Origin of the sequence: Amycolatopsis sp. WAC 01416 (assembly GCF_003947485.1) — a bacterium.
In the GTDB taxonomy this organism is placed as follows: Bacteria; Actinomycetota; Actinomycetes; order Mycobacteriales; family Pseudonocardiaceae; genus Amycolatopsis.
This window is the reverse complement of the sequence record NZ_QHHX01000010.1, coordinates 280,602-298,773: the sequence shown is the minus strand read 5'-3', so window position 1 is coordinate 298,773 and position 18,172 is coordinate 280,602. Positions and strand designations below refer to the sequence as shown.

Annotated in this window: 13 protein-coding genes and 2 tRNA genes; 6 read left to right on the top strand and 9 right to left on the bottom strand. The window is 71.2% G+C overall.

Translation table 11 applies throughout. The features are described 5' to 3' along the window. Nucleotides 1-229: 229 nt before the first annotated feature. A complete protein-coding gene (locus DL990_RS41980) occupies nt 230-874 on the top strand; it encodes a hypothetical protein (protein WP_233620636.1) in 645 nt (214 codons plus the stop codon). 111 nt (nt 875-985) lie between these two features. Here DL990_RS41980 and DL990_RS32350 read toward each other — a convergent pair whose 3' ends face one another. From DL990_RS32350 to DL990_RS32330, 5 genes are all read right to left on the bottom strand, one after another. Next, a complete protein-coding gene (locus tag DL990_RS32350; RefSeq protein WP_125800952.1) occupies nt 986-1,969 on the bottom strand; it encodes a TerC/Alx family metal homeostasis membrane protein in 984 nt (327 codons plus the stop codon). A 156-nt stretch (nt 1,970-2,125) separates the two neighbouring features. Next, the gene (locus DL990_RS32345) at nt 2,126-2,929 is read right to left on the bottom strand and encodes an LLM class flavin-dependent oxidoreductase (protein ID WP_125800951.1); all 804 of its coding nucleotides are present in this window, start codon (nt 2,927-2,929) and stop codon (nt 2,126-2,128) included. Between the two features lie 246 nt (nt 2,930-3,175). Then, on the bottom strand, nt 3,176-4,426 hold the full coding sequence (locus tag DL990_RS32340; protein ID WP_125800950.1) for a glycosyltransferase: 1,251 nt from the start codon (nt 4,424-4,426) through the stop codon (nt 3,176-3,178). Next, nucleotides 4,423-5,256 carry an SDR family NAD(P)-dependent oxidoreductase gene (locus tag DL990_RS32335; RefSeq protein WP_125800949.1) on the bottom strand — a complete coding sequence of 278 codons (834 nt, stop codon included), beginning with the start codon at nt 5,254-5,256 and terminating at the stop codon, nt 4,423-4,425. The genes DL990_RS32340 and DL990_RS32335 overlap by 4 nt, the downstream gene beginning before the upstream one ends. Then, entirely contained in the window at nt 5,253-6,287 is a 1,035-nt protein-coding gene (locus DL990_RS32330; RefSeq protein ID WP_125787072.1) for an alpha/beta hydrolase family protein, read from the bottom strand. Before DL990_RS32330 ends, DL990_RS32335 begins: the two co-directional genes overlap by 4 nt. Nucleotides 6,288-6,733: 446 nt before the next feature. Between DL990_RS32330 and DL990_RS32325 the strand changes: the two genes are divergently transcribed. The 4 genes from DL990_RS32325 to DL990_RS32310 are packed head-to-tail and all read left to right on the top strand — an operon-like array spanning nt 6,734 to nt 14,848. Further along, entirely contained in the window at nt 6,734-7,393 is a 660-nt protein-coding gene (locus DL990_RS32325) for a hypothetical protein (protein ID WP_125800948.1), read from the top strand. Nucleotides 7,394-7,419: 26 nt separating this feature from the next. Continuing rightward, the gene (locus DL990_RS32320) at nt 7,420-9,162 is read left to right on the top strand and encodes a fatty acyl-AMP ligase (protein ID WP_199746690.1); all 1,743 of its coding nucleotides are present in this window, start codon (nt 7,420-7,422) and stop codon (nt 9,160-9,162) included. Further along, entirely contained in the window at nt 9,159-13,361 is a 4,203-nt protein-coding gene (locus tag DL990_RS32315) for a type I polyketide synthase (protein ID WP_125800947.1), read from the top strand. Before DL990_RS32320 ends, DL990_RS32315 begins: the two co-directional genes overlap by 4 nt. Next, the gene (locus DL990_RS32310; RefSeq protein WP_125800946.1) at nt 13,358-14,848 is read left to right on the top strand and encodes an MFS transporter; all 1,491 of its coding nucleotides are present in this window, start codon (nt 13,358-13,360) and stop codon (nt 14,846-14,848) included. The genes DL990_RS32315 and DL990_RS32310 overlap by 4 nt, the downstream gene beginning before the upstream one ends. Here DL990_RS32310 and DL990_RS32305 read toward each other — a convergent pair. Further along, complete coding sequence (locus tag DL990_RS32305) at nt 14,823-15,242, bottom strand: VOC family protein (protein ID WP_125800945.1); 420 nt, start codon at nt 15,240-15,242, stop codon at nt 14,823-14,825. The two genes, DL990_RS32310 and DL990_RS32305, sit on opposite strands and share 26 nt — an antisense overlap. 89 nt (nt 15,243-15,331) lie before the next feature. On the opposite strand from DL990_RS32305, the gene DL990_RS32300 reads away from it, so the two are divergent. Beyond that, the gene (locus DL990_RS32300) at nt 15,332-15,916 is read left to right on the top strand and encodes a TetR/AcrR family transcriptional regulator (RefSeq protein ID WP_125800944.1); all 585 of its coding nucleotides are present in this window, start codon (nt 15,332-15,334) and stop codon (nt 15,914-15,916) included. 139 nt (nt 15,917-16,055) lie between these two features. Here DL990_RS32300 and DL990_RS32295 read toward each other — a convergent pair. From DL990_RS32295 to DL990_RS32285, 3 genes are all read right to left on the bottom strand, one after another. Further along, nucleotides 16,056-16,127: transfer RNA gene (locus tag DL990_RS32295), tRNA-Val, on the bottom strand. Between the two features lie 35 nt (nt 16,128-16,162). Next, nucleotides 16,163-16,237 (bottom strand) — tRNA-Val (locus DL990_RS32290). A gap of 90 nt (nt 16,238-16,327) precedes the next feature. Beyond that, the gene (locus tag DL990_RS32285; protein WP_125800943.1) at nt 16,328-18,169 is read right to left on the bottom strand and encodes a serine/threonine-protein kinase; all 1,842 of its coding nucleotides are present in this window, start codon (nt 18,167-18,169) and stop codon (nt 16,328-16,330) included. Between the last annotated feature and the right edge of the window lie 3 nt (nt 18,170-18,172).

The following is an 18,172-nucleotide window of genomic DNA, read 5'->3' as shown; positions in this document are numbered from 1 at the left end:
ATTCGGCATCGTGACCGGGTTGTTGTTCCTGGTTTCCCAGGTGGGAGCGGGAAACGCGCAGCAGTCCCCTTATCAGTCCACGGTTGGTTTGAAACCTTCGAGCGGCCCCGCGGGGAGTTCTTTCACCATTTCCTGGAATTTCTCCCCGTGCAAAGGACCGATTTCTTTCTCGTGGGACGGGGCGGCCATTACGTCGGTCGGCGCCCCCAGCGGACAGGTGGCGGCGACGGTGCCGGGCAACGCGACACCCGGCAGTCACGCGGTCTCGGGCACCTGCACGAACGCGCGGACCGGTCAGCCGCTGACCGGCGGCGCGAACTTCCGGGTGACCGGCACCGTGACCACGGCGCCGCCGACGACGAAGGTGCCTCCGACGACGAAGCCGACCGTCCCGGTGACCACACCGACCCGGCCGGGGACGACCACCACACCGACCACCCCGGTCACCACGACGACCCCGCCCACGACGACACCACCGTCCACAACGGACACTCCCCCGCCGCCGACCGGCGTCCCTTCGTCGAGTAGCACGCCGCCGGGGCCGAACGACCTGGTCCTCGACCGCCCGAGCGTGCAGCCCGGCGACAGGCTGTCCGCGACGGGCAAGGGCTGCACCCCCGGCGAACGCGTCACCCTGACGTCGGACGGCGAGCGCGTCGGCGGCGCCTACGCCGACGGCACCGGCGCCTTCACCGCGGATGTGGAGTTCACCCGGATCGAGGCGGGCAAACACACCGTCGTCGCGGACTGCGGCGTGCGCTTGACCGGCGCCGTCGAGCAGGTCGTGACCAGTTCGTCCGGCGGGCACAGCGGCACCATGGTGGTGCTGGTGTTCTTCGTGCTGGCCGGGATCACCGTGATCCGTTTCCCCTGACCCTCACCGCGGTGGCCGCATCGCCGCGAAGACCAGCAGCAACGCGGCGAGGAAGAGAGCGGCGACCACCACGTCGATCAGGAAGCCGACGACTAGTCCGGTGATCATCGCTCACTCCTTTGCCATCCGGGCGGCTTCGCGACGGCGTGCGTACAGGCTGGTGAACGAGACCGTGACGAGGACGGCGACGATCACGCCCAGCGAGACCGGCGTCGGGATCTGCGGCACCTCCGACCAGATCCCGTGTGCCCAGTGCAGGACCAGCTTCACCCCGATGAAGGCGAGGATGATCGCGAGGCCGTGGTTCAGGTGGATCAGCTTCGCGAGCGCCGAATGGAGCACGAAGTACAGGGCACGCAGCCCCATCAGGGCGAAGGCGTTGGTGGCGAACACGAGGTACGGGTCTTCGGTGATGCCGTAGACGGCGGGCACCGAGTCGACCGCGAACACGACGTCGGTGGCGAAGACCGCGACGACCACGACGGCCAGCGGGGTGAGCGCACGGCGCCCGTGTTCACGCACGGTCAACCGGGTGCCGCGGTAGTCGTCGGTGACCGGCATCAGTTTGCGCAGCAACCGGACCGACCGCAGCTGCGAGAGATCCATCTCGGCCGGGCCGTCGGACATGGCCTCGCGCAGGATCTTGAGCGCCGAGACCAGCAGGATCACGCCGAAAACGAGGAACGCCCAGGTGCCGGCCGACAGCATCGCGGCACCGGCCGCGATGAACACGCCGCGGAGCACCAGCGCGCCCACGATGCCGTACAGCAGCACGCGTTGCTGCACGGCGGGCGGGACCGCGAAGGCGGCGAGCAGCAGCATGAAGACGAACAGGTTGTCCACCGACAGGGACTTCTCGACGACGAAACCCGTCATGAACTCGAGCGCCTGGCCGCCACCGAACTCGAGCCACAGCCAGAGCCCGAACACGACCGGGAGCGCGAGGTAGAAGACCGACCAGCCGACGGCCTCCCGCATCGACACCTCGTGCGGGTGGCGGGTGACGGCGAAATCGGCGACGAGCAGTCCCAGCAGGACGGCGATGCTGATCGCCCACAACCCCGGTGATCCCACGGTTGCCACGGACTCGGGCATGAAGCCTCCTCGAACTCGAAGTTCGAGGTCTCCTTCACCCGATGGGCGGCCTCCCGGGGACACAGCGGAGTGTCCGTATTGACCGGGCAGACCCTTGGGAAGTACTCCCCTCGCCGGTCCAGTATCACACTTGGTAAAGAGTTATTAAAGACCGGGTCAAGCGGGGCCCTCCCGCAGCACGCCGCGTACCGCGTCGACGGACAGGTCGTCCCACGGGAATTCGGCCATCCACCAGGTCGCCCCCGCCCGCTCGTACGGCGCGAGATCCGTGCCCGCGGGGACGCCGATGGCAAAGTCGTACGGCTTCTCCGTGTCCTGGCGCCATCCGGTGATCGTCTCGACCACTTCGGCGAACTCGTCCGCGTGCGGCAGGTGCACCGGGAAGAACCCGTCGTACCGCGCGGCCCTGCGCATCGGCTTCGTCTTCCCGGGGAAGCCCGCCAGCCAGACCGGGATCGGGCGCGCGGGACGAGGCAGGAAGGTGATGTCGTCGACCGTGTAGTGCGCGCCGTGATGCCGCACCGGCTCACCGGACCAGGCGGCGGTGAGGATCTCGAGCGACTCGTCCAGCATCTCGCCGCGTTTGCGGTCGTCCGGCTCGTCGCCGGTCTTCGAGAACTCCTCGCCGAAGCGGTCGCTGCCGAGCCCCGCGCCGAGGATCAGCCGTCCGTCACCCAACCGGTCCAAGGTGGCCGTCTCGCGGGCGAGTTTGACCGGGCGGCGACGGGCCAGTGGCGTGACCATCGGACCGAAGACGAGGTTCTCGGTGGCGGAGGCGACGGCGGCGAGAGTGATCCACGGATCGGCGACGGCGCGCACCGGTTCGCGCCAGCGGACGTGGTCCCAGACGAACAGACCGTGCCAGCCCGCCTCCTCGGCCTCGGCGGCGAGGCGCGCGATGATCACCGGATCGGCCAGTTCGTCGAAGATCGGCAGCCAAAGTGCTGAGCGCAGGTTCATGCCTGCGACCGTACGAGGAAATCCCCAGCCGCGGCGTGCTCCAAGACGGCACACGCGTGTCTCCAGCCGCAACTCGCGTGATTGAAGCCGTAACTCGCGTGATTGAGGCCGTAACTCACGTGATTGAAGGCGCAACTCGCGTGTGCGGAGCCGGAAGACTCGTGCGGTCCGGCCTCAACCGAGTTACGCCTCCAATCACGTGAGTTACGCCTCCGATCACGCGAGTTCCGTGTCTGGACACGTGAATCACGCCTTCCGGCGGAGAAAGGGAGAACCTTCCCGCAGCACCTCCCGGGCTCGCGCCACCCCGTCCTCCTCGCGCAACCGGCCGGCGACGTACTGCGCGCCGCGGCGGAACAGGAGGTTGCCGGACAGCTCCAGCAGCCGCGCGGTCAAGGAGTCCTCGGTGAGTTCCCGTAACGGGAGCGGACGTGGTCCGGCGCCGAGCCGGGAGACCCGGTCACCCCAGTAGGGCTGGTCGGAGAAGACCGGGCAGACCAGCGACGGGGCGCCCGCGCGCAACGCGGCCGCGGTCGTGCCCGCGCCGCCGTGATGCACCACCGCCGCGGTGCGCGGGAAGAGCCACGCGTGCGGGACGTCCCCGATCGTCAGCAGATCGTCTTCGTCGGCCACGGCATCGGTGCCGAGCAGGCCGCGCAGCCCCGCGCGGCGCAACGCCGTGCGGACGGCGGCGAACGTCCGCTCCGCCTCCGACGGCCGCATGCTGCCGAAACCGACGTACACCGGTGGTGGCCCGGAGGCGAGGAAGTCCCGCAGGCGCGGGTCCGGCCGCCACTCGGCGGGGGTGTCGAGGAACCAGTACCCGGTGACGTGGATCCTGGCCGGCCAGTCGTTCGGCCGGGGCACCACGGCGTCGGAAAATCCGCACAGCACCGGGGTTTCCGCCCGGCGGGGCCCGCGTATGCCTGCCCTCGGCAGGCCGAGTGACCGCTCCCGCCACCGGTCCACTTCGGGACGCAGCACCTGCCACGCGACGGTGTCGACGGCGCGAAAGCTCAGCCGGCGGCCACACGGCCCGGTCTTGGCCGCCCACGGCAGCAGCGGATGCGCGAACGCCCCGGTCGGCACGCTGGGCTGATAGTGCAGTTCGACGTCGGGGATGCCGAGCGAGGCGCCCAGATGCGCGCCGAGGAATCCCAGCGTCGGAGCGAGTACGAGGTCCGCCCCCTCCGCTCCTCGATGGACGTCGGCCAGCAGCCGCTCCAGCACCGGGGCCAGCGCACCTCGCAGTCCACGCAGGAAGGTCGCGGGATCGCGCCCGCCCTCGGTCCATTCGCGTCCACCGGCCGAACCGAGGACCTCGCCGGGGTCGGCCGAGAGCGGCGCGAAGTCCAGGCCGTGCCCGGTCACCAGCGTCCGGAACCGCTCGGCCGCCAGCACGCGTACCCGATCGCCGTCGAGACCACGCCCCAAGGCGATACACGGCTGGACGTCGCCCCGCGAACCGGGAGCGACGATCACCACGAGCCGGGTCACCGCTTCGCCGCCGTCAACCGGTAGCGGAGGCGGAACGGCAGGTTCGCCAGCACCGCCGCGACACGTGCGTCCCGGCCGACCAGGTATCGCGGCGCGGGACGGCGTGCGGTCAGCGCGTGGACCACGACCCGCGCCGCCCGCTCGGGCGGCACACCGTTCCGCGCCGACCGCTCCGCGCTGCGTTCGGCCTCTTCCAGTTGCGCCCCATACCGTTCGCTCGCGGCCTCCGGAAGGGCGGCGCGCACCTCCTCGGCGGCGGCGCGGGCGCGTGGCCAGATCGACGTGGCGACCGCGCCGGGCTCGACGAGGACGACGCCGATCTCGGACGGGGCCAGTTCGGCGCGCAGGCTGTCGGTCAAACCGACCAGGGCGAACTTCGACGTGTGATACGGCCCGACCATCGGCCCGGCGATGCGCCCGCCCATCGATCCGACGGTCACCACCCTGGCGGCGGACGCGGCACGCAGTGCGGGCAGCATCGCCTGCGTGACGGCGAGCTGACCGGTGACGTTGACCTCCAGCTGCTGCCGGAAATCCTCGAGCGGCACGTGTTCCAGCGGTCCGGGCCTGGCCATCCCGGCGTTGTTCACCAAGCCCCGCAACGGCCCCGCCGCCGCGACCTTCTCCCCACAGGCCGCGATCGACGCCGCGTCCCGGAGATCCATCCGCAGCACGGTGACCGCTTCGCCGTACCTGCGAGCAAGTTCCGTTTCGTCCGCGTCGGTGCGCACACTGGCCCAGACATGGGCGCCCCTCCGGACGAGTTCGGTCACACAGGCCCTGCCGATCCCGCTCGACGCACCGGTGACCACAAAGGACGGACGGGTCACGACGCCTCCCCCGCCTTCGCCGGCGCCGAGAGCGCGCTCAGCATCAACGGCCAGGTCTTGTGCAGCTGGTCCTGCCAGTACGCCCAGTGATGCGTGCCCGGCCCGTAGAAATCCGTCTTGACCGGGACGCCGAGGCGGTTCAGCCGGTCCGCCATCGCGGTGGTCTGGCCGGCGCAGAGGAATTCGAGCAGCATCGCGCCGGGTAGCACGTCGACCGGGAGTTTCCCGTCGAACGGTCCCGGCAGGCCGTTGCCCGTCGACAGGTACAGCTCGGTGCCGCGCAGGCGGTCGGCGTTCACCAGCGGATCGTGCGCGTCCCAGCGGGACGCCTCGCGCCGTCGGTCGCCCCAGAGCGCTTCGGGATCCTGCCGGGCCGAAGCGACGATCGCGCTGGTCAGCAGCTCGCCGTACGGGCCGGTGGGGTTGAGATTGCCGCTGAACGACCCGGCGAAGCGGAACACTCCCGGCCGCCGGGCGGCGAGTTCCACCGCGCCGTATCCGCCGAGGGAGAGCCCCGCCGCGACCCGCCGTCCGTCCCCGCGATAGCCGCGGTCGATCAGCTGCGGGATCTCGACCGCGGTGAACGTCTCCCACTGGTCGAGCACGACGTCCTTGCCGTAATTCCACCAGTCGGAAAAGAACCCCGCGGAACCGGAGCCCGGCATCACCACCATCACGCCGGAGTCGTCGGCGAGTTTCCGGATGTCGGTGTTGGCCGTCCAGCCGCGATAGTCCTGCAGCCGTGTCTCCCCGGCGAGCAGGTACACGGCAGGCCACTTGCGGTCCGGTTCGGCGGCCCACCGCGACGGCAGGATCAGCCGGACCATCGCGTAGCTCCCGACGCCGACCGAGCGCACGGTGAGATCCAGCATCCGCGGGTCACCGTCCACAGTGGTCTGCGCGACGACGTGCGAACCGTCGTCGGCGCGGACGTCCGGGACACCGCTCTCGGCCCGCGCCGGGGCGGGCAGCAAACACGCCACGGCCGCCAGCGACGCCACGGCCCGTAGCCGCCTCGAAGTAGTGCGCATACGCAATCCTTTGTCCCGGTCGTTCGATCGAATTCGAAATGTGACGGTGATTACCCGCAAATGAAATCCGGAGGTGTCGACACATTAAGCGGACGGGACCCTTCCAGGCAATTGTCCTGTCCACAATCCGGGAGGACAATATGAATGCCAGGGAAACAAGAAATGCCCCCACCTCCCCCATCAGGGTGACCCGCCACTCACGGACAGTGAGCGACTGTGGCACGGTGGTACCAAACCGGCTCATGCACCAGCGAATATCTCGGAAGCCGCAGGTCACCGCCTGTACACGAAGGACATTTACGTTCTCTTGACACCTTCCGGTATTCGATTTCCCGTCGTAGCCTTCGTCGTGCCGCCCGGGTTCGGCGTCCACTGACGTGACCCCGGCGCCTGCGTCCCACCGAGGGGACCGCGACTCCATCAGGACCCTTCCGAAAGGGCTATTCATGGCTGCCCGAATTCGCGCGTTCGTCGTCTCCGCTGCCGCGGTCGCGACCATTTCCGGAGCACCGGGAGAATCGATTCAGGCGGTCGCGACGCCGCCCGCACCCGCCGTTCCCCCTGCGGCGCTGCTGCCGCCGGAAGCCGTCCCGCACGCGTCCGCGCGTGACGGCTTCGACCTCCGCGCAGCACTGTCCACTTCGGACCGCGCGCAGAGCAGGGTCGACGTCGGAGGCTGCGAGGACGTCGTACACGGCCGACTGGTCGGCACCGACGCCACCGGCCAGGGTTTCCAGTCCGTCGTACCCGGCGGGCAGGTCTCCGAACTCGTCGCGCGCACGACGAACCCGCCCGATCTGACGGCATGGGCCGCGCAGGCCGGGCGGTGCTCGAAGGTGACGGTCGACGACGCGGCCGGTACCGCGGTGTCGACCGTCACCGTCCATCCCGCTCCCACCGTTCCGGGCGCGAAAACCCTTTCCTACCAACAACTCCTGACGCTCCCCGGACAGCCCCCCGAACTGCCGGGACTGCGTCTGCGCACCGTCGCCATCGCCGCCGACGACGTACTGGTCGTGCTTCGTGACGCCGGGACCACCGGCCTCGATCTCGACGCCCTCGCCGTGGCCGCCTGGCGGCACGCCGCCGGTCCGCTCGGCCGCTGAATCCCCCGAACCCCTGAGGAGAAGCCATGTCCCTGGCCCCCGAAAACCTGCCCGCCACGGCCGGCCCCACCCTCCCCGCCTGCCTCCGGCATTGGGCGGACACCGATGGCGACCGGCCCGCAGTGACCTTCGCCGACTTCGCGACCGACCGCGCCGGGCGGCGGCGGACCCTGACCTGGAAACAGCTCCAGGAGCGCGTCGACGCCGTCGCGGGGGCGCTGCCCGTCCGGCCCGGTGACCGGGTTGCGGTGCTGTGCCCGCAGAGCGCCGAGTACGTCGTCGCGTTCCTCGGCGCGATCACCGCGGGCGCGATCGCCGTTCCGCTGTTCGACCCCGGGCTGCCAGGGCACGCCGGACGGCTCGCCGCGGTGCTGACCGACTGCTCCCCCACCGCGGTGATCACCACCGCCGCGGCCGAGGACGCGGTCCGCGAGTTCCTGGCCGGTCTGCCCGGTGGCGAACGCGTCGCCGTCGTCGCGGCCGACCAGCCCGCCGCGGGCCCGGTTCGCGCGTGGCCCGCCCCGGCATCGGCGCCGGACGACGTGGCGTACCTGCAGTACACGTCCGGCTCGACCCGCAGCCCGGCGGGTGTGGTGCTGACCCACGCCAACGTGCTGGCCAACGTCAGCCAGGCGGTGCGCGGGCTCGGCATGGACGCGTCGGGGACCACGGTGTCGTGGCTGCCCCTGTTCCACGACATGGGTCTCGTGCTCGGCCTGATCACACCGCTGGCGTTGGGCATGCGCTCGGTGCTGATGGATCCGCTGGCCTTCATCGAGCGCCCGGTGCGCTGGCTGGAGTTGCTCGGCGATCACAACGGGAGCTGGAGCGCGGCCCCGAACTTCGCGTTCCACTACGCCGCGAGCCGGGTCCGCGAGGAGGACCGCGCAAAACTCCGCCTCGACCGGGTCGCCGCGATCGTCAACGGCGCGGAGCCGATCAACGCGGGCGTCCTCGACCGGTTCCACGCGGCCTTCGCCGATTCCGGTTACCTGCCGGAGAAGACGCGTCCCGCGTACGGGCTGGCCGAGGCGACGGTCTTCGTCACCACCGGCCCCGCCACTCCCCCGCGTGTCACGACGTTCGACCGCGCCGCGCTGGGCGCGGGGACGGCGCGCCAGGCGGACACCGGTCTCCGGCTGGTCGCCTGCGGCGTCCCGGTGGGCCAGCACGTCGCGTTGGTCGACCCGGAAACCGGTGTCGCGCTGGAAGACGGCTCGGTCGGCGAGATCTGGGTACACGGGCCCAACGTCGGCACGGGCTACTGGCAGAAGCCCGTGGAGAGCACCGAAACCTTCGGCGCCCGGCTGACCGGGGACCACAGTGGACTGCCCGACGGGCCATGGCTGCGCACCGGCGACCTCGGCGTCCGGTACGACGGCGAGGTCTACATCGCGGGCCGGATCAAGGATCTGCTCATCGTCGACGGCCGCAACCACTATCCGCAGGACGTCGAAGCGACGGCGGCCTCGGCCGATCGCGACATCCGTCCCGGCAGTGTCGCCGCGTTCGCCGTCGAAGGCACCGACACCGAAGCCGCGGTCGTCGTCGCCGAGCACCGCGGTCACACCGCACTCACCACCGACGACGAACGGGCGCTCGCCGCGGTGATCCGGCGACTTGTTTCGGACGCGCACGGCCTCGCACTGCGCGCCGTCATGCTCGTCCCGGCGGGGCTGGTCCCGCGGACCTCCAGCGGCAAGATCGCGCGCGGCGCCTGCCGCGACCGTTACCTCGCAGGCGACTACGGAAAGGCCCTGGTGCGATGAGAAACATTACGCTCGACACCCCCGCACTGCGCCGCTGGCTGCTCGACACCGTCGCCGAACACATCGGCGTCGACGCGACCCGGCTCGAAGCCGATCGTCCGCTCAGCGACTACGGCCTGTCCTCCCGCCAGGCCGTCGGTATCGCCGGTGATCTCGAAAACCTGCTCGGCACCCCGCTTCCGGCGACCCTGCTGTGGGAAAGCCCGACCCTCGACCACCTTGCCCGCTCCCTGACCGGTGGTGCCGAACCGGAACCGGAATCGCCGGGCACGGACCGGCGCCGGACCGACCCGATCGCCGTCGTCGGCCTCGGCTGCCGCTGGCCGGGCGCGGACGGCCTCGACGAGTTCTGGGACCTGCTGCGCAGCGGACGGGACGCCGTCCGGACCGCGCCGCCGGGCCGGTGGAACGCCGACGCGGCGCCGATCGTCGGCGGTTTCCTGGACGACGTGGCCGGTTTCGACGCCGAGCACTTCGGCATCACCCCGCGTGAAGCGTCCACAATGGACCCTCAACAGCGGATGCTGCTGGAAGTCGCCTGGGCGGCGCTGGAACACGCCGGGATCGCCCCGGCTTCCCTGCGCGGCAGCCGGACCGGCGTCTTCACCGGGATCTCCACCCACGACTACGGGCATCTCACGATGGCGGGTCGCGAGGTCGACCTGTGGACGGCGACCGGTGCGGCCGGAAGCATCTCGGCCAACCGGCTCTCCTACGTCTACGACCTGCGCGGGCCGAGTATGGCGGTGGACACCGCCTGCTCGTCGTCGCTGGTCGCGGTGCATCACGCGGTGCGCGCGCTGCGCGACGGCGAGGCGGATCTGGCGCTGGCGGGCGGGGTGAACCTCATGCTGCTGCCCGGACCGACGGCCGCGTTCGCCGCCGCGGGACTGCTGGCCGGGGACGGCCGGTGCAAGACCTTCGCCGCGGGCGCCGACGGTATCGCGCGCGCCGAAGGCTGCGGCGTCGTCGTGCTCAAGCGGCTGGCGGACGCCGAGTACGACGGCGACCGGGTGCTGGCGGTGATCCGCTCGACCGCCGTCAACTCCGACGGCCGTTCCCAGGGCATGGCGGCGCCGAACCCCGTCGCCCAGCAGGACATGCTGCGCACGGCGTACCACGGCGCCCGCCTCGATCCATCCACTGTGGACTACATCGAGGCGCACGGCACCGGCACGCTGCTCGGCGATCCGATCGAGGCCCGCTCCCTCGGCGCCGTCCTCGGCAAGGACCGCCCGGCCGACGCCCCGCTGCTGATCGGCTCGGTGAAGACGAACATCGCGCACGCGGAGGCGGCGGCGGGGATCGCCGGGCTGATCAAGGTCGTGCTCGCGATGACCCACGACGAACTGCCACCCCAGCTGCACTTCACCGCCCCCAACCCGCACATCCCGTTCGACGACCTGCGCCTGAAGGTGGTGACCGAACCGACGCCGTGGCCACGCCGGTCCGGCCGCGCCACGGCCGGGGTGTCGGCGTTCGGGTTCGGCGGGACCAACGCGCATGTCGTCCTCGAACAGACCCCTGCCCTGGAACCGTCACCGGACCGCAAGGACGTCCGGATCGGGCTGCTGTCCGCCCGTACCCGCGACCGTCTCACCGAACGCGCGACCCAACTGGCGAACTGGCTGGAGTCCTCGGGCGCGCCGCCGCTTTCCCTCGCCGACGTCACCCACACGCTGTTCCGGCGCGACAACGGCGGACCGCATCGCGCCGCCGTCGTCGCCGGGGACACCGCCGAGCTCGCGGTGCTGCTGCGCGCCGTCGGCACCGGCGCCGATCCACTGCCCGCGGGCGCTGTCGCCGGCACCCCGCGGAGCGGCGACGGCCCGGTGTTCGTGTTCTCCGGCCACGGCTCCCAGTGGGCGGGGATGGGACGCGGGTTGCTGGCCGCCGAGCCCGCCTTCGCCGCCCAGGTCGACAAGCTCCACGATCTGTTCACCGAGCACACCGGCCGATCGCTGCGCGCCCTGCTCACCAGCGCCAAGCCGCTTTCGCTGCCCGGAACCCAGGCCGCCATCTTCGGGACGCAGCTCGCGCTGGCCGCCCAATGGGAGGCGCTCGGGGTCCGGCCGGCGGCCGTCGTCGGGCACTCGCTCGGCTCCGCGGCGGTCGCCGTGGTGAGCGGCGTGCTCACCCCCGACGAGGCCGTCCACCTGGTCGCGACCCGCGCCCGGCTCCTGGGCACCATCGGCCGGGGAGGGGCGATGGCCGCGGTGGAACTGGCGCCGGAGGAACTCGACCTGTACCCGGACATCGAACTCGCCGTCGAATCGGCGCCGGGTCAGCTGACCGTCGCCGGGGACGCGACCGTGCTCGAATTGCTCGTCGCGGAACTCGAAACCGCCGGCCTGACCGCGCGGCTGCTGCCGGTCGAGGTCGCCGGGCACTCCGCCCGCGTCGACCCCATCCTGCCCGCGCTCCGGGAGGCGCTCGACGAGCTGGGGGGCCGCCGTCCGACGGTGTCCTGGTACGACACGGTTCTCCCCGATCCGCGAGAGCTGCCGGACTTCGACGCCGGGTACTGGGCCGCGCATCTGCGCCGTCCGGTGCGGTTCCGGCAGGCCGTGGCGGCCGCCGCCGCGGACGGGCACCGCGTCTTCCTCGAGGTGTCGCCGCATCCGATCCTGCGGGGTTCGGTGGCGAGGACGCTCGAAGCCGAGGGGATCCACGACGCCGTCGTCACCGGGACGCTGCGCCGGGGCCAGGACGAGGTCCGCGCGCTGGGCGCCGCGGCGGCCGAACTGTACTGCGCGGGTACCCGGATCACCCCCGCCGATCCGGACGACGGCGCCCGCCTGGTCGACGTCCCTCCGATGCCGTGGCGGCACGAACGGCACTGGTACACCGCCGCCGGGGAACCGCCGTCGTTCGCGGCGCGCACGCCGGAACCCGAACCCGTACGGAGCGGCGGAGGTGACCGGCTGACCGAGATCGTCGCCGCCGTCATGGGACTGCGGCCCGACCGTATCGACGCCGACGTCCCGCTGGTGGAACTCGGACTGGACTCCCTGATGGCGAACCGGATCCGGGAGGCCGTCCGCCGGGAGTTCGGCACCGAACCCGACGCCGTCGGCGTGCTTCGCGGTGCCACTCTCGCGGATCTCAGCCGCGACCTCACGCCGCGCGAGGACGAGCAACCGCTCCCGGCCCGCGGCCGTGCCTGGGACGCGGCCGACCGCCTGGTCCTGCGCCTGTGGCAGGAGCACACCGGGACCGACGCGGGCGGCACGCAGGTCCGGCTGACCGAGACCGGCACCCCGGACCGGCTGGCCGAGCTGCTCGCCGAGGGGCTCGGCGCCGAACTCGACACGCCCGTCGACGCCGCCGAACTCCGGCGGCACGACTCCCTCGCGGCCATCGCCGACGTCGCCCGCGCCGTCCTCGACACGAGGGAGGAGCGGGGGCCGGTCCACGTCCTCACTCGTGGTGAAACCAGGGCCGCGCCGCTGCTGCTGTTCCACCCCGGAGGCAGCACCTGCACCGTGTACCGGCCGCTGCTGGACCGGCTCCCCACCTCGGTGCCGTGCGTCGGATTCGAACGCGTCCCCGGTGTCGGCATCGAGGAACGCGTCGAACAGCTCCTGCCGTTGGTACGGGAACAGGGTCGCGACCGGCCGTACCGGCTGGCGGGCTGGTCGTTCGGCGGGGCGCTGGCCTACGGCGTCGCCGCGCGGCTGGCCGAGGAAGGCGAAGAGGTCGAGTTCGTCGCGCTGATCGACACCATGCTTCCGCTTCCGGAGCCGGATCTCGATCCGCGCGCGTCGTCCGCCCGGCGGTTCCTGCGGTTCACCGGCTACGTCGAAGGGACTTACGGCCGCGAAGTGCGACTCGGGCACGAGGAGCTGGCGCCGCTGCCCGAAGAGGAGCAGATCGAGCTGACCATGCGGCGGGTCGCCGAAGCGGGCCTGCTCAGCCCCGGCGTGCTCCGGCACCAACGCCAGTCCTTTTTGGACACGCTGGCGGCCGAACGCGGTACGCCCCGCCGCTACGACGGCCGCGTCGTGCTCTACCGGGCGACCGAACAGTACGCGGCCGGGCTGGCGATGGAACCCCGGTATTCGCGCACGGATCTCGCGGCGGGCTGGGCGGAGTTGTGCCCAGGGCTGGAGATCGTGCCGGTCGAGGCGCATCACCTGTCGGTGGTCGACCCGCCTCACGTCGACGTCGTCGCGAGGCATCTGGCGGGGCTCCTGTGACCACGGCCCGGACCGAGCGAGTGGTCATCCGCGCCTGGCCGCTGCTGGCGGTGCTCGGTGCCGGGCTCTTCCTCGTGGCGGTGGACGCGACCGTGCTGCACGTCGCGTTGCCCGACCTCGTCCGGCAGTTGCGGCCCGGCGCGGCGGCACAGGTGTGGATCGTGGCGATCTACCCGCTGACCGCCGCGCCGCTGCTGCTGCCGTTCGGCACCCTCGGCGACCGGTACGGGCGACGGCGTGTGCTGGTCTCCGGGTACGTCGTGTTCGGGGTCGCGTCGCTCGGCTGCGCGTTCGCGCCGAACGTCCCGGTACTGCTGGGTTTCCGCGCGCTGCTCGGCTGCGGCGGCGCGATGATCATGCCGGTGACGATGTCGCTGCTCCGCGAGCTCTTCCCGGATCAGCGGCACCGTCGAACGGCGATCGCGGTGTGCAGCGGGATCGCCGGGACCGGCTCGGTGTTCGGGCCGATCCTCGGCGGGGTGCTCGTCGAGGCATGGGGCTGGCGGGCCACGTTCCTGTTGAACCCGCCGGTGATCCTGGCGGCGGTGGTCCTGGCGCTGCGGTGGCTCCCCCGCAACCCGCCGGGGCGGCGGCCGTGGGACGCGCTCAGCGCCGCCCTCGCGGCGGGTGGTGTCCTCGGCATCGCGTTCGCCGTCGGGCAGCCGGGTTCCTGGATGACGGCCGCGGTTTCGGGCGTGACCGGCTGTGTCCTCATCGGACTGTTCCTGCGCCGCCAGCGCCGGACCGATCCGCCGCTACTGGACCTCACCCTGTTCCGGCGGCCGGGAGTGCGGGCCGCGGTGGGCGGGGTGCTGCTGGTGATGAGCACGCTGGTCGGGCTCGGTCTGCTGTTCGCCCAGTACCTCCAGGTGGTGCTCGGTCTCTCGCCGACGGCGGCGGCGTCCCGGCTGCTCCTGGTGCTGGGCGCGTCGGCCGTCGGCAGCGTCGTGGCGCCTTCCCTTCTGGGACGGCTCGGCAACGCGCGGGTCCGCACGGCCGGGTTCGCGGTGACGGCGTTGTCGTTGCTGGCCCCGGCGGCGGGTTCGGTCGCGCTGACGTCGCCGGTGCTGCTCGGCATCGGCATGACGGGACTGGGGCTGGGTATGGCGCTCGCGCTCACTTCGAGCACCGACACCCTCCTTTCGGCGACCTCGGCGGACCAGGCGGGCGGCGCCGCGGCGGTGGAGAAGACCGGCTACGAACTCGGCGCCGGCTTCGGGACGACGGTCTTCGGTTCCCTGGCGGCCGCGGTGTACGCGGGGCACTTGTCCGTTCCGGACGGGGTGCCCGAACCGGCGCGGGTGCTCGCCTTGTCGGGGCCCGCTCAAGCCGAAGCGGCCGCGTCGGGCCTGACGTCGGGTTTGGCCGGCGAAGTGCTCGACGCCGCGAAAGCCGCCTGCACCACGGGACTGCAGGTGTCGGCGGCCGTCGCTTGTGGACTGTTCGTCTTGGCCGTACTCGTCAGTGCGGGCGTGCCTCGTCGGTGAACTGCTCCGCGAACTCCCCGGTCGGCGGGATTTCCTGGATCACGTCGATCAGCACGCCGTTGGGGTCGGCGACGATGAAGTGCCGCTGCCCGAACTCCTCGCTGCGCAAGGAAAGTGCCTCGGGCAACCCCGCATCCACGACCAGCCGCCGGTGTTCGGCATCGACGTCCTCGACCTCGAAGTTCAGCAACAGTCCCTGCACGGGTTTGCCCGCCCCCGCGGGAATGGTGTCGTGCCCGGGAGCGAGGATCGCGAGCTCCCACTCGCAGCGTTTGAGGCTGACGTACCAGTCGGCCTCAAAGGTGAGCTCGAAGCCGAAGTAGCCGCAGTAGAAGTCCCGCGTCTCGGCGATCTTCTCGGTCATGAGAACGGGATAGAAGCTGGTCAGACGCATGATGCCACCTTGCCTCGTGAACAATACCGACCGTCGGTTTGTTTTTTCGAAGTTAGCCAACCGACGGTCGGTATGTCAAGATGCGGGTCATGGCCCGCACGAAACAGCAGCAGCGCGAAGAGACGATGGAGGCGTTGACCGCCACCGCCCGCCGACTGTTCGCCGAGCACGGATACGGCAAGGTCGGGCTGGAGACCATCGCGCAGACCGCGGGCGTGAGCAAAGGCGCGCTCTACCACCATTTCAGCAGCAAGGCGGACCTGTTCCGGCACGTGCTCGGCGTCGTCCAGCACGATGTCGGCGAGCAGATCGCGCGGGCCGCGGACGCCGCGCCGGACTCGTGGGCGGGACTGCTGGCCGGATGCCGCGCGTTCCTCGCCGCGGCGACCGATCCGGAGATCCAGCAGATCATGTTGCTGGACGGGCCTTCGGTGGTCGGCTGGCAGGACTGGCGCGAGCTGGACGCCGAGTCCTCCGCCCGGCACCTCGCCGAAGCGCTGACCGGACTGATGACCGAGGGCGTCCTCGCGAAGCGGCCCGTGGAACCGTTGGTACGCCTGCTTTCCGGCGCGATGAACGAGGCCGCCGTCTGGCTCGCCCACTCCCCCGACCCGAAGACCGACCTCGCCGCGACGATGGACACGCTCACGCCGATGATCGAGTCGCTGCGCTGAGGCGTGTCGTGTCAGGTGGTCGGTCCGTGAAGGCCTCCTTGAGGGACCCTGGGTCCCTCAAGGAGGCCTTCACGGACCGGTGAGCGTCTCCACGCAACGCGAAAGGCCCCACCCGAGCCGGGTGGGGCCTTCACTGCGGTGGGCGATACTGGGATCGAACCAGTGACCTCTTCGGTGTGAACGAAGCGCTCTCCCCCTGAGCTAATCGCCCGCGGTACGAACTCCGGTTCACCGGGGAAGTGAACCTGGTGCGCGATACTGGGATTGAACCAGTGACCTCTTCCGTGTCAGGGAAGCGCTCTCCCGCTGAGCTAAACGCGCGTGGTGAAGTTGTTCGTACTGAAGCTAGCTTAGCGGACCCGTTTCCGGGCGCGCACAGGGGTTCCCCTTCTCGATCGGCACCCGGTCGGCTCAGGGTTTCGGCAGCTTGGAGGCGACCGAGACCGCGATCTCCTTCGCCCGGTCACAGGGGCTTCCGCCCTCGCGCGCGAGCAGCCGGACGGCGACGTGTTCGGCCTCGCGGTCCGGCAGCGGACGGTGCTGCCACGTCACGGCGCAGTTCGAGCCGCCGAACTCCCGGATGTCGCCGGTGACTCCGCCGCCGAGGTCCACCGGCGAACCTTCGGGCGCGTACGAACCCCGCTGGAACTCGACGGTCAGCGTGTCCCCTCCGCCCTCCCACTCGCAGATCCGCAAGGTCCGCGGAGCCGCCTTCGCGCCTGCCATGTTCTTACCGAGCACCGCGGGATCGGCGGCCGCGCACGGGTCGAGCGGCAGGATGCTCGCCGGGTCGCCGCCACGGTCGGCCTCGTGGGTGCGCAGCCGGGTGATGGCGGCCGTGAGCATGTCGTCGGCGCCCTTGCAGCGATCGCCGTCCCGGCCGAGATGGGAGACGACGACACCGAGCCGCCGGTCCGCCGGCAGCTGCGCGACCGAGTCGCATCCGCCGCTGATCGTGCTGCGCAGCAACGGAAGTCCCTCGACGGTGCGGTCGGTCCGTTCGAGGCTGCCGGCGGTCACGCCCTCGCCGAGCCGCAGCTCGAAGGTGACGCCGTTGAGACCGGTGTACTTGCAGCGGGCCGGGTGGGTCAGATGCGTGTCCGGTTTCAGCGTGCCGAACTCCTGTACGAACCGGCCGGCGAGCACCTTGCACGGGTCCACGAGCCGCAGTCGTTCCGGGCCGAGTGCGTCGGTCGCCGACAGCGAAGTCGTTCCGGGGTTCTCCGGCTTGGCGTGGTCGGCGATGGTGAGACCGAGCGCGACCATCGCCGACATCAGGAGCAGGACGGCCGCGGCGAGCGCGCCGAACAGGATCTTCTTCGTCTTCGGTGCCATCTTCTTCGGCGTCGGCCGCAAGAACGGCAACGGCAGCGCCAGCACCGAGCGCACCTCGGCGTCCTGCCGCTGGATCCGGGCGTGCACGGCGGGCGGCCATGGCGCCGCGCCGGGCGGGACCGGGCCGAGGAAGTCCAGGATCTGTTCCGGTGTCGGCCGTCGCGCCGGATCCTTGGCAAGGCAGGGTTCGGCGAGCCGCCGGATCTCGTCCGGAACCGCGCTGAAATCCGCCGCGCCGTGAACGACGTTATACAGCGTCTGAGGAGCGGTCGGGCCGGTGAACGGGCCGCGTCCGGTCGACGCCATGATCAGGATCGCGCCGAGGGAGAACACGTCGCTCGCGCCGGTGACCTGCCCGCTGCCCGCCTGTTCCGGCGACATGAACGCGGGCGACCCGATGATCGCGCCCGTCCCGGTGAGCTCCTGCGCCTCCTCCGCCACCCGCGCGATGCCGAAGTCGATCACCCTGGGTCCGTCACTCGTCAGGATAATGTTGCTGGGCTTGAGATCCCGGTGGATCAGCCCGGCACGGTGGATCTCCGTCAACGCCGCGGCGAGTCCGGACGCCAGCACCCGGAGCGACTCGGCGGGCAGCGGTCCGGCGGCGTCCACGGCCTCCTTCAACGACGGGCCGGTGACGAAGACCGAGGCGAGCCAAGGGGTTTCCGCTTCCGCGTCGGCGTCCATGACGGCGGCGGTGTAGGCGCCGGAGACCAGCCGCGACGTGGCGACCTCACGCCGGAACCGTTCACGGAAGCGGGGATCGTGCGCGAACTGGGCGTGCAGCTGCTTGACCGCGACGAGCCTGCCGTCCGGGGCAAGGCCGAGCACGACGCGCCCCATACCGCCTTCGCCGATCTCGGCGATGATCCGGTACGGGCCGATCTGCCGGGGTTCCCCGGGGTTCAACGGTTTCACTGG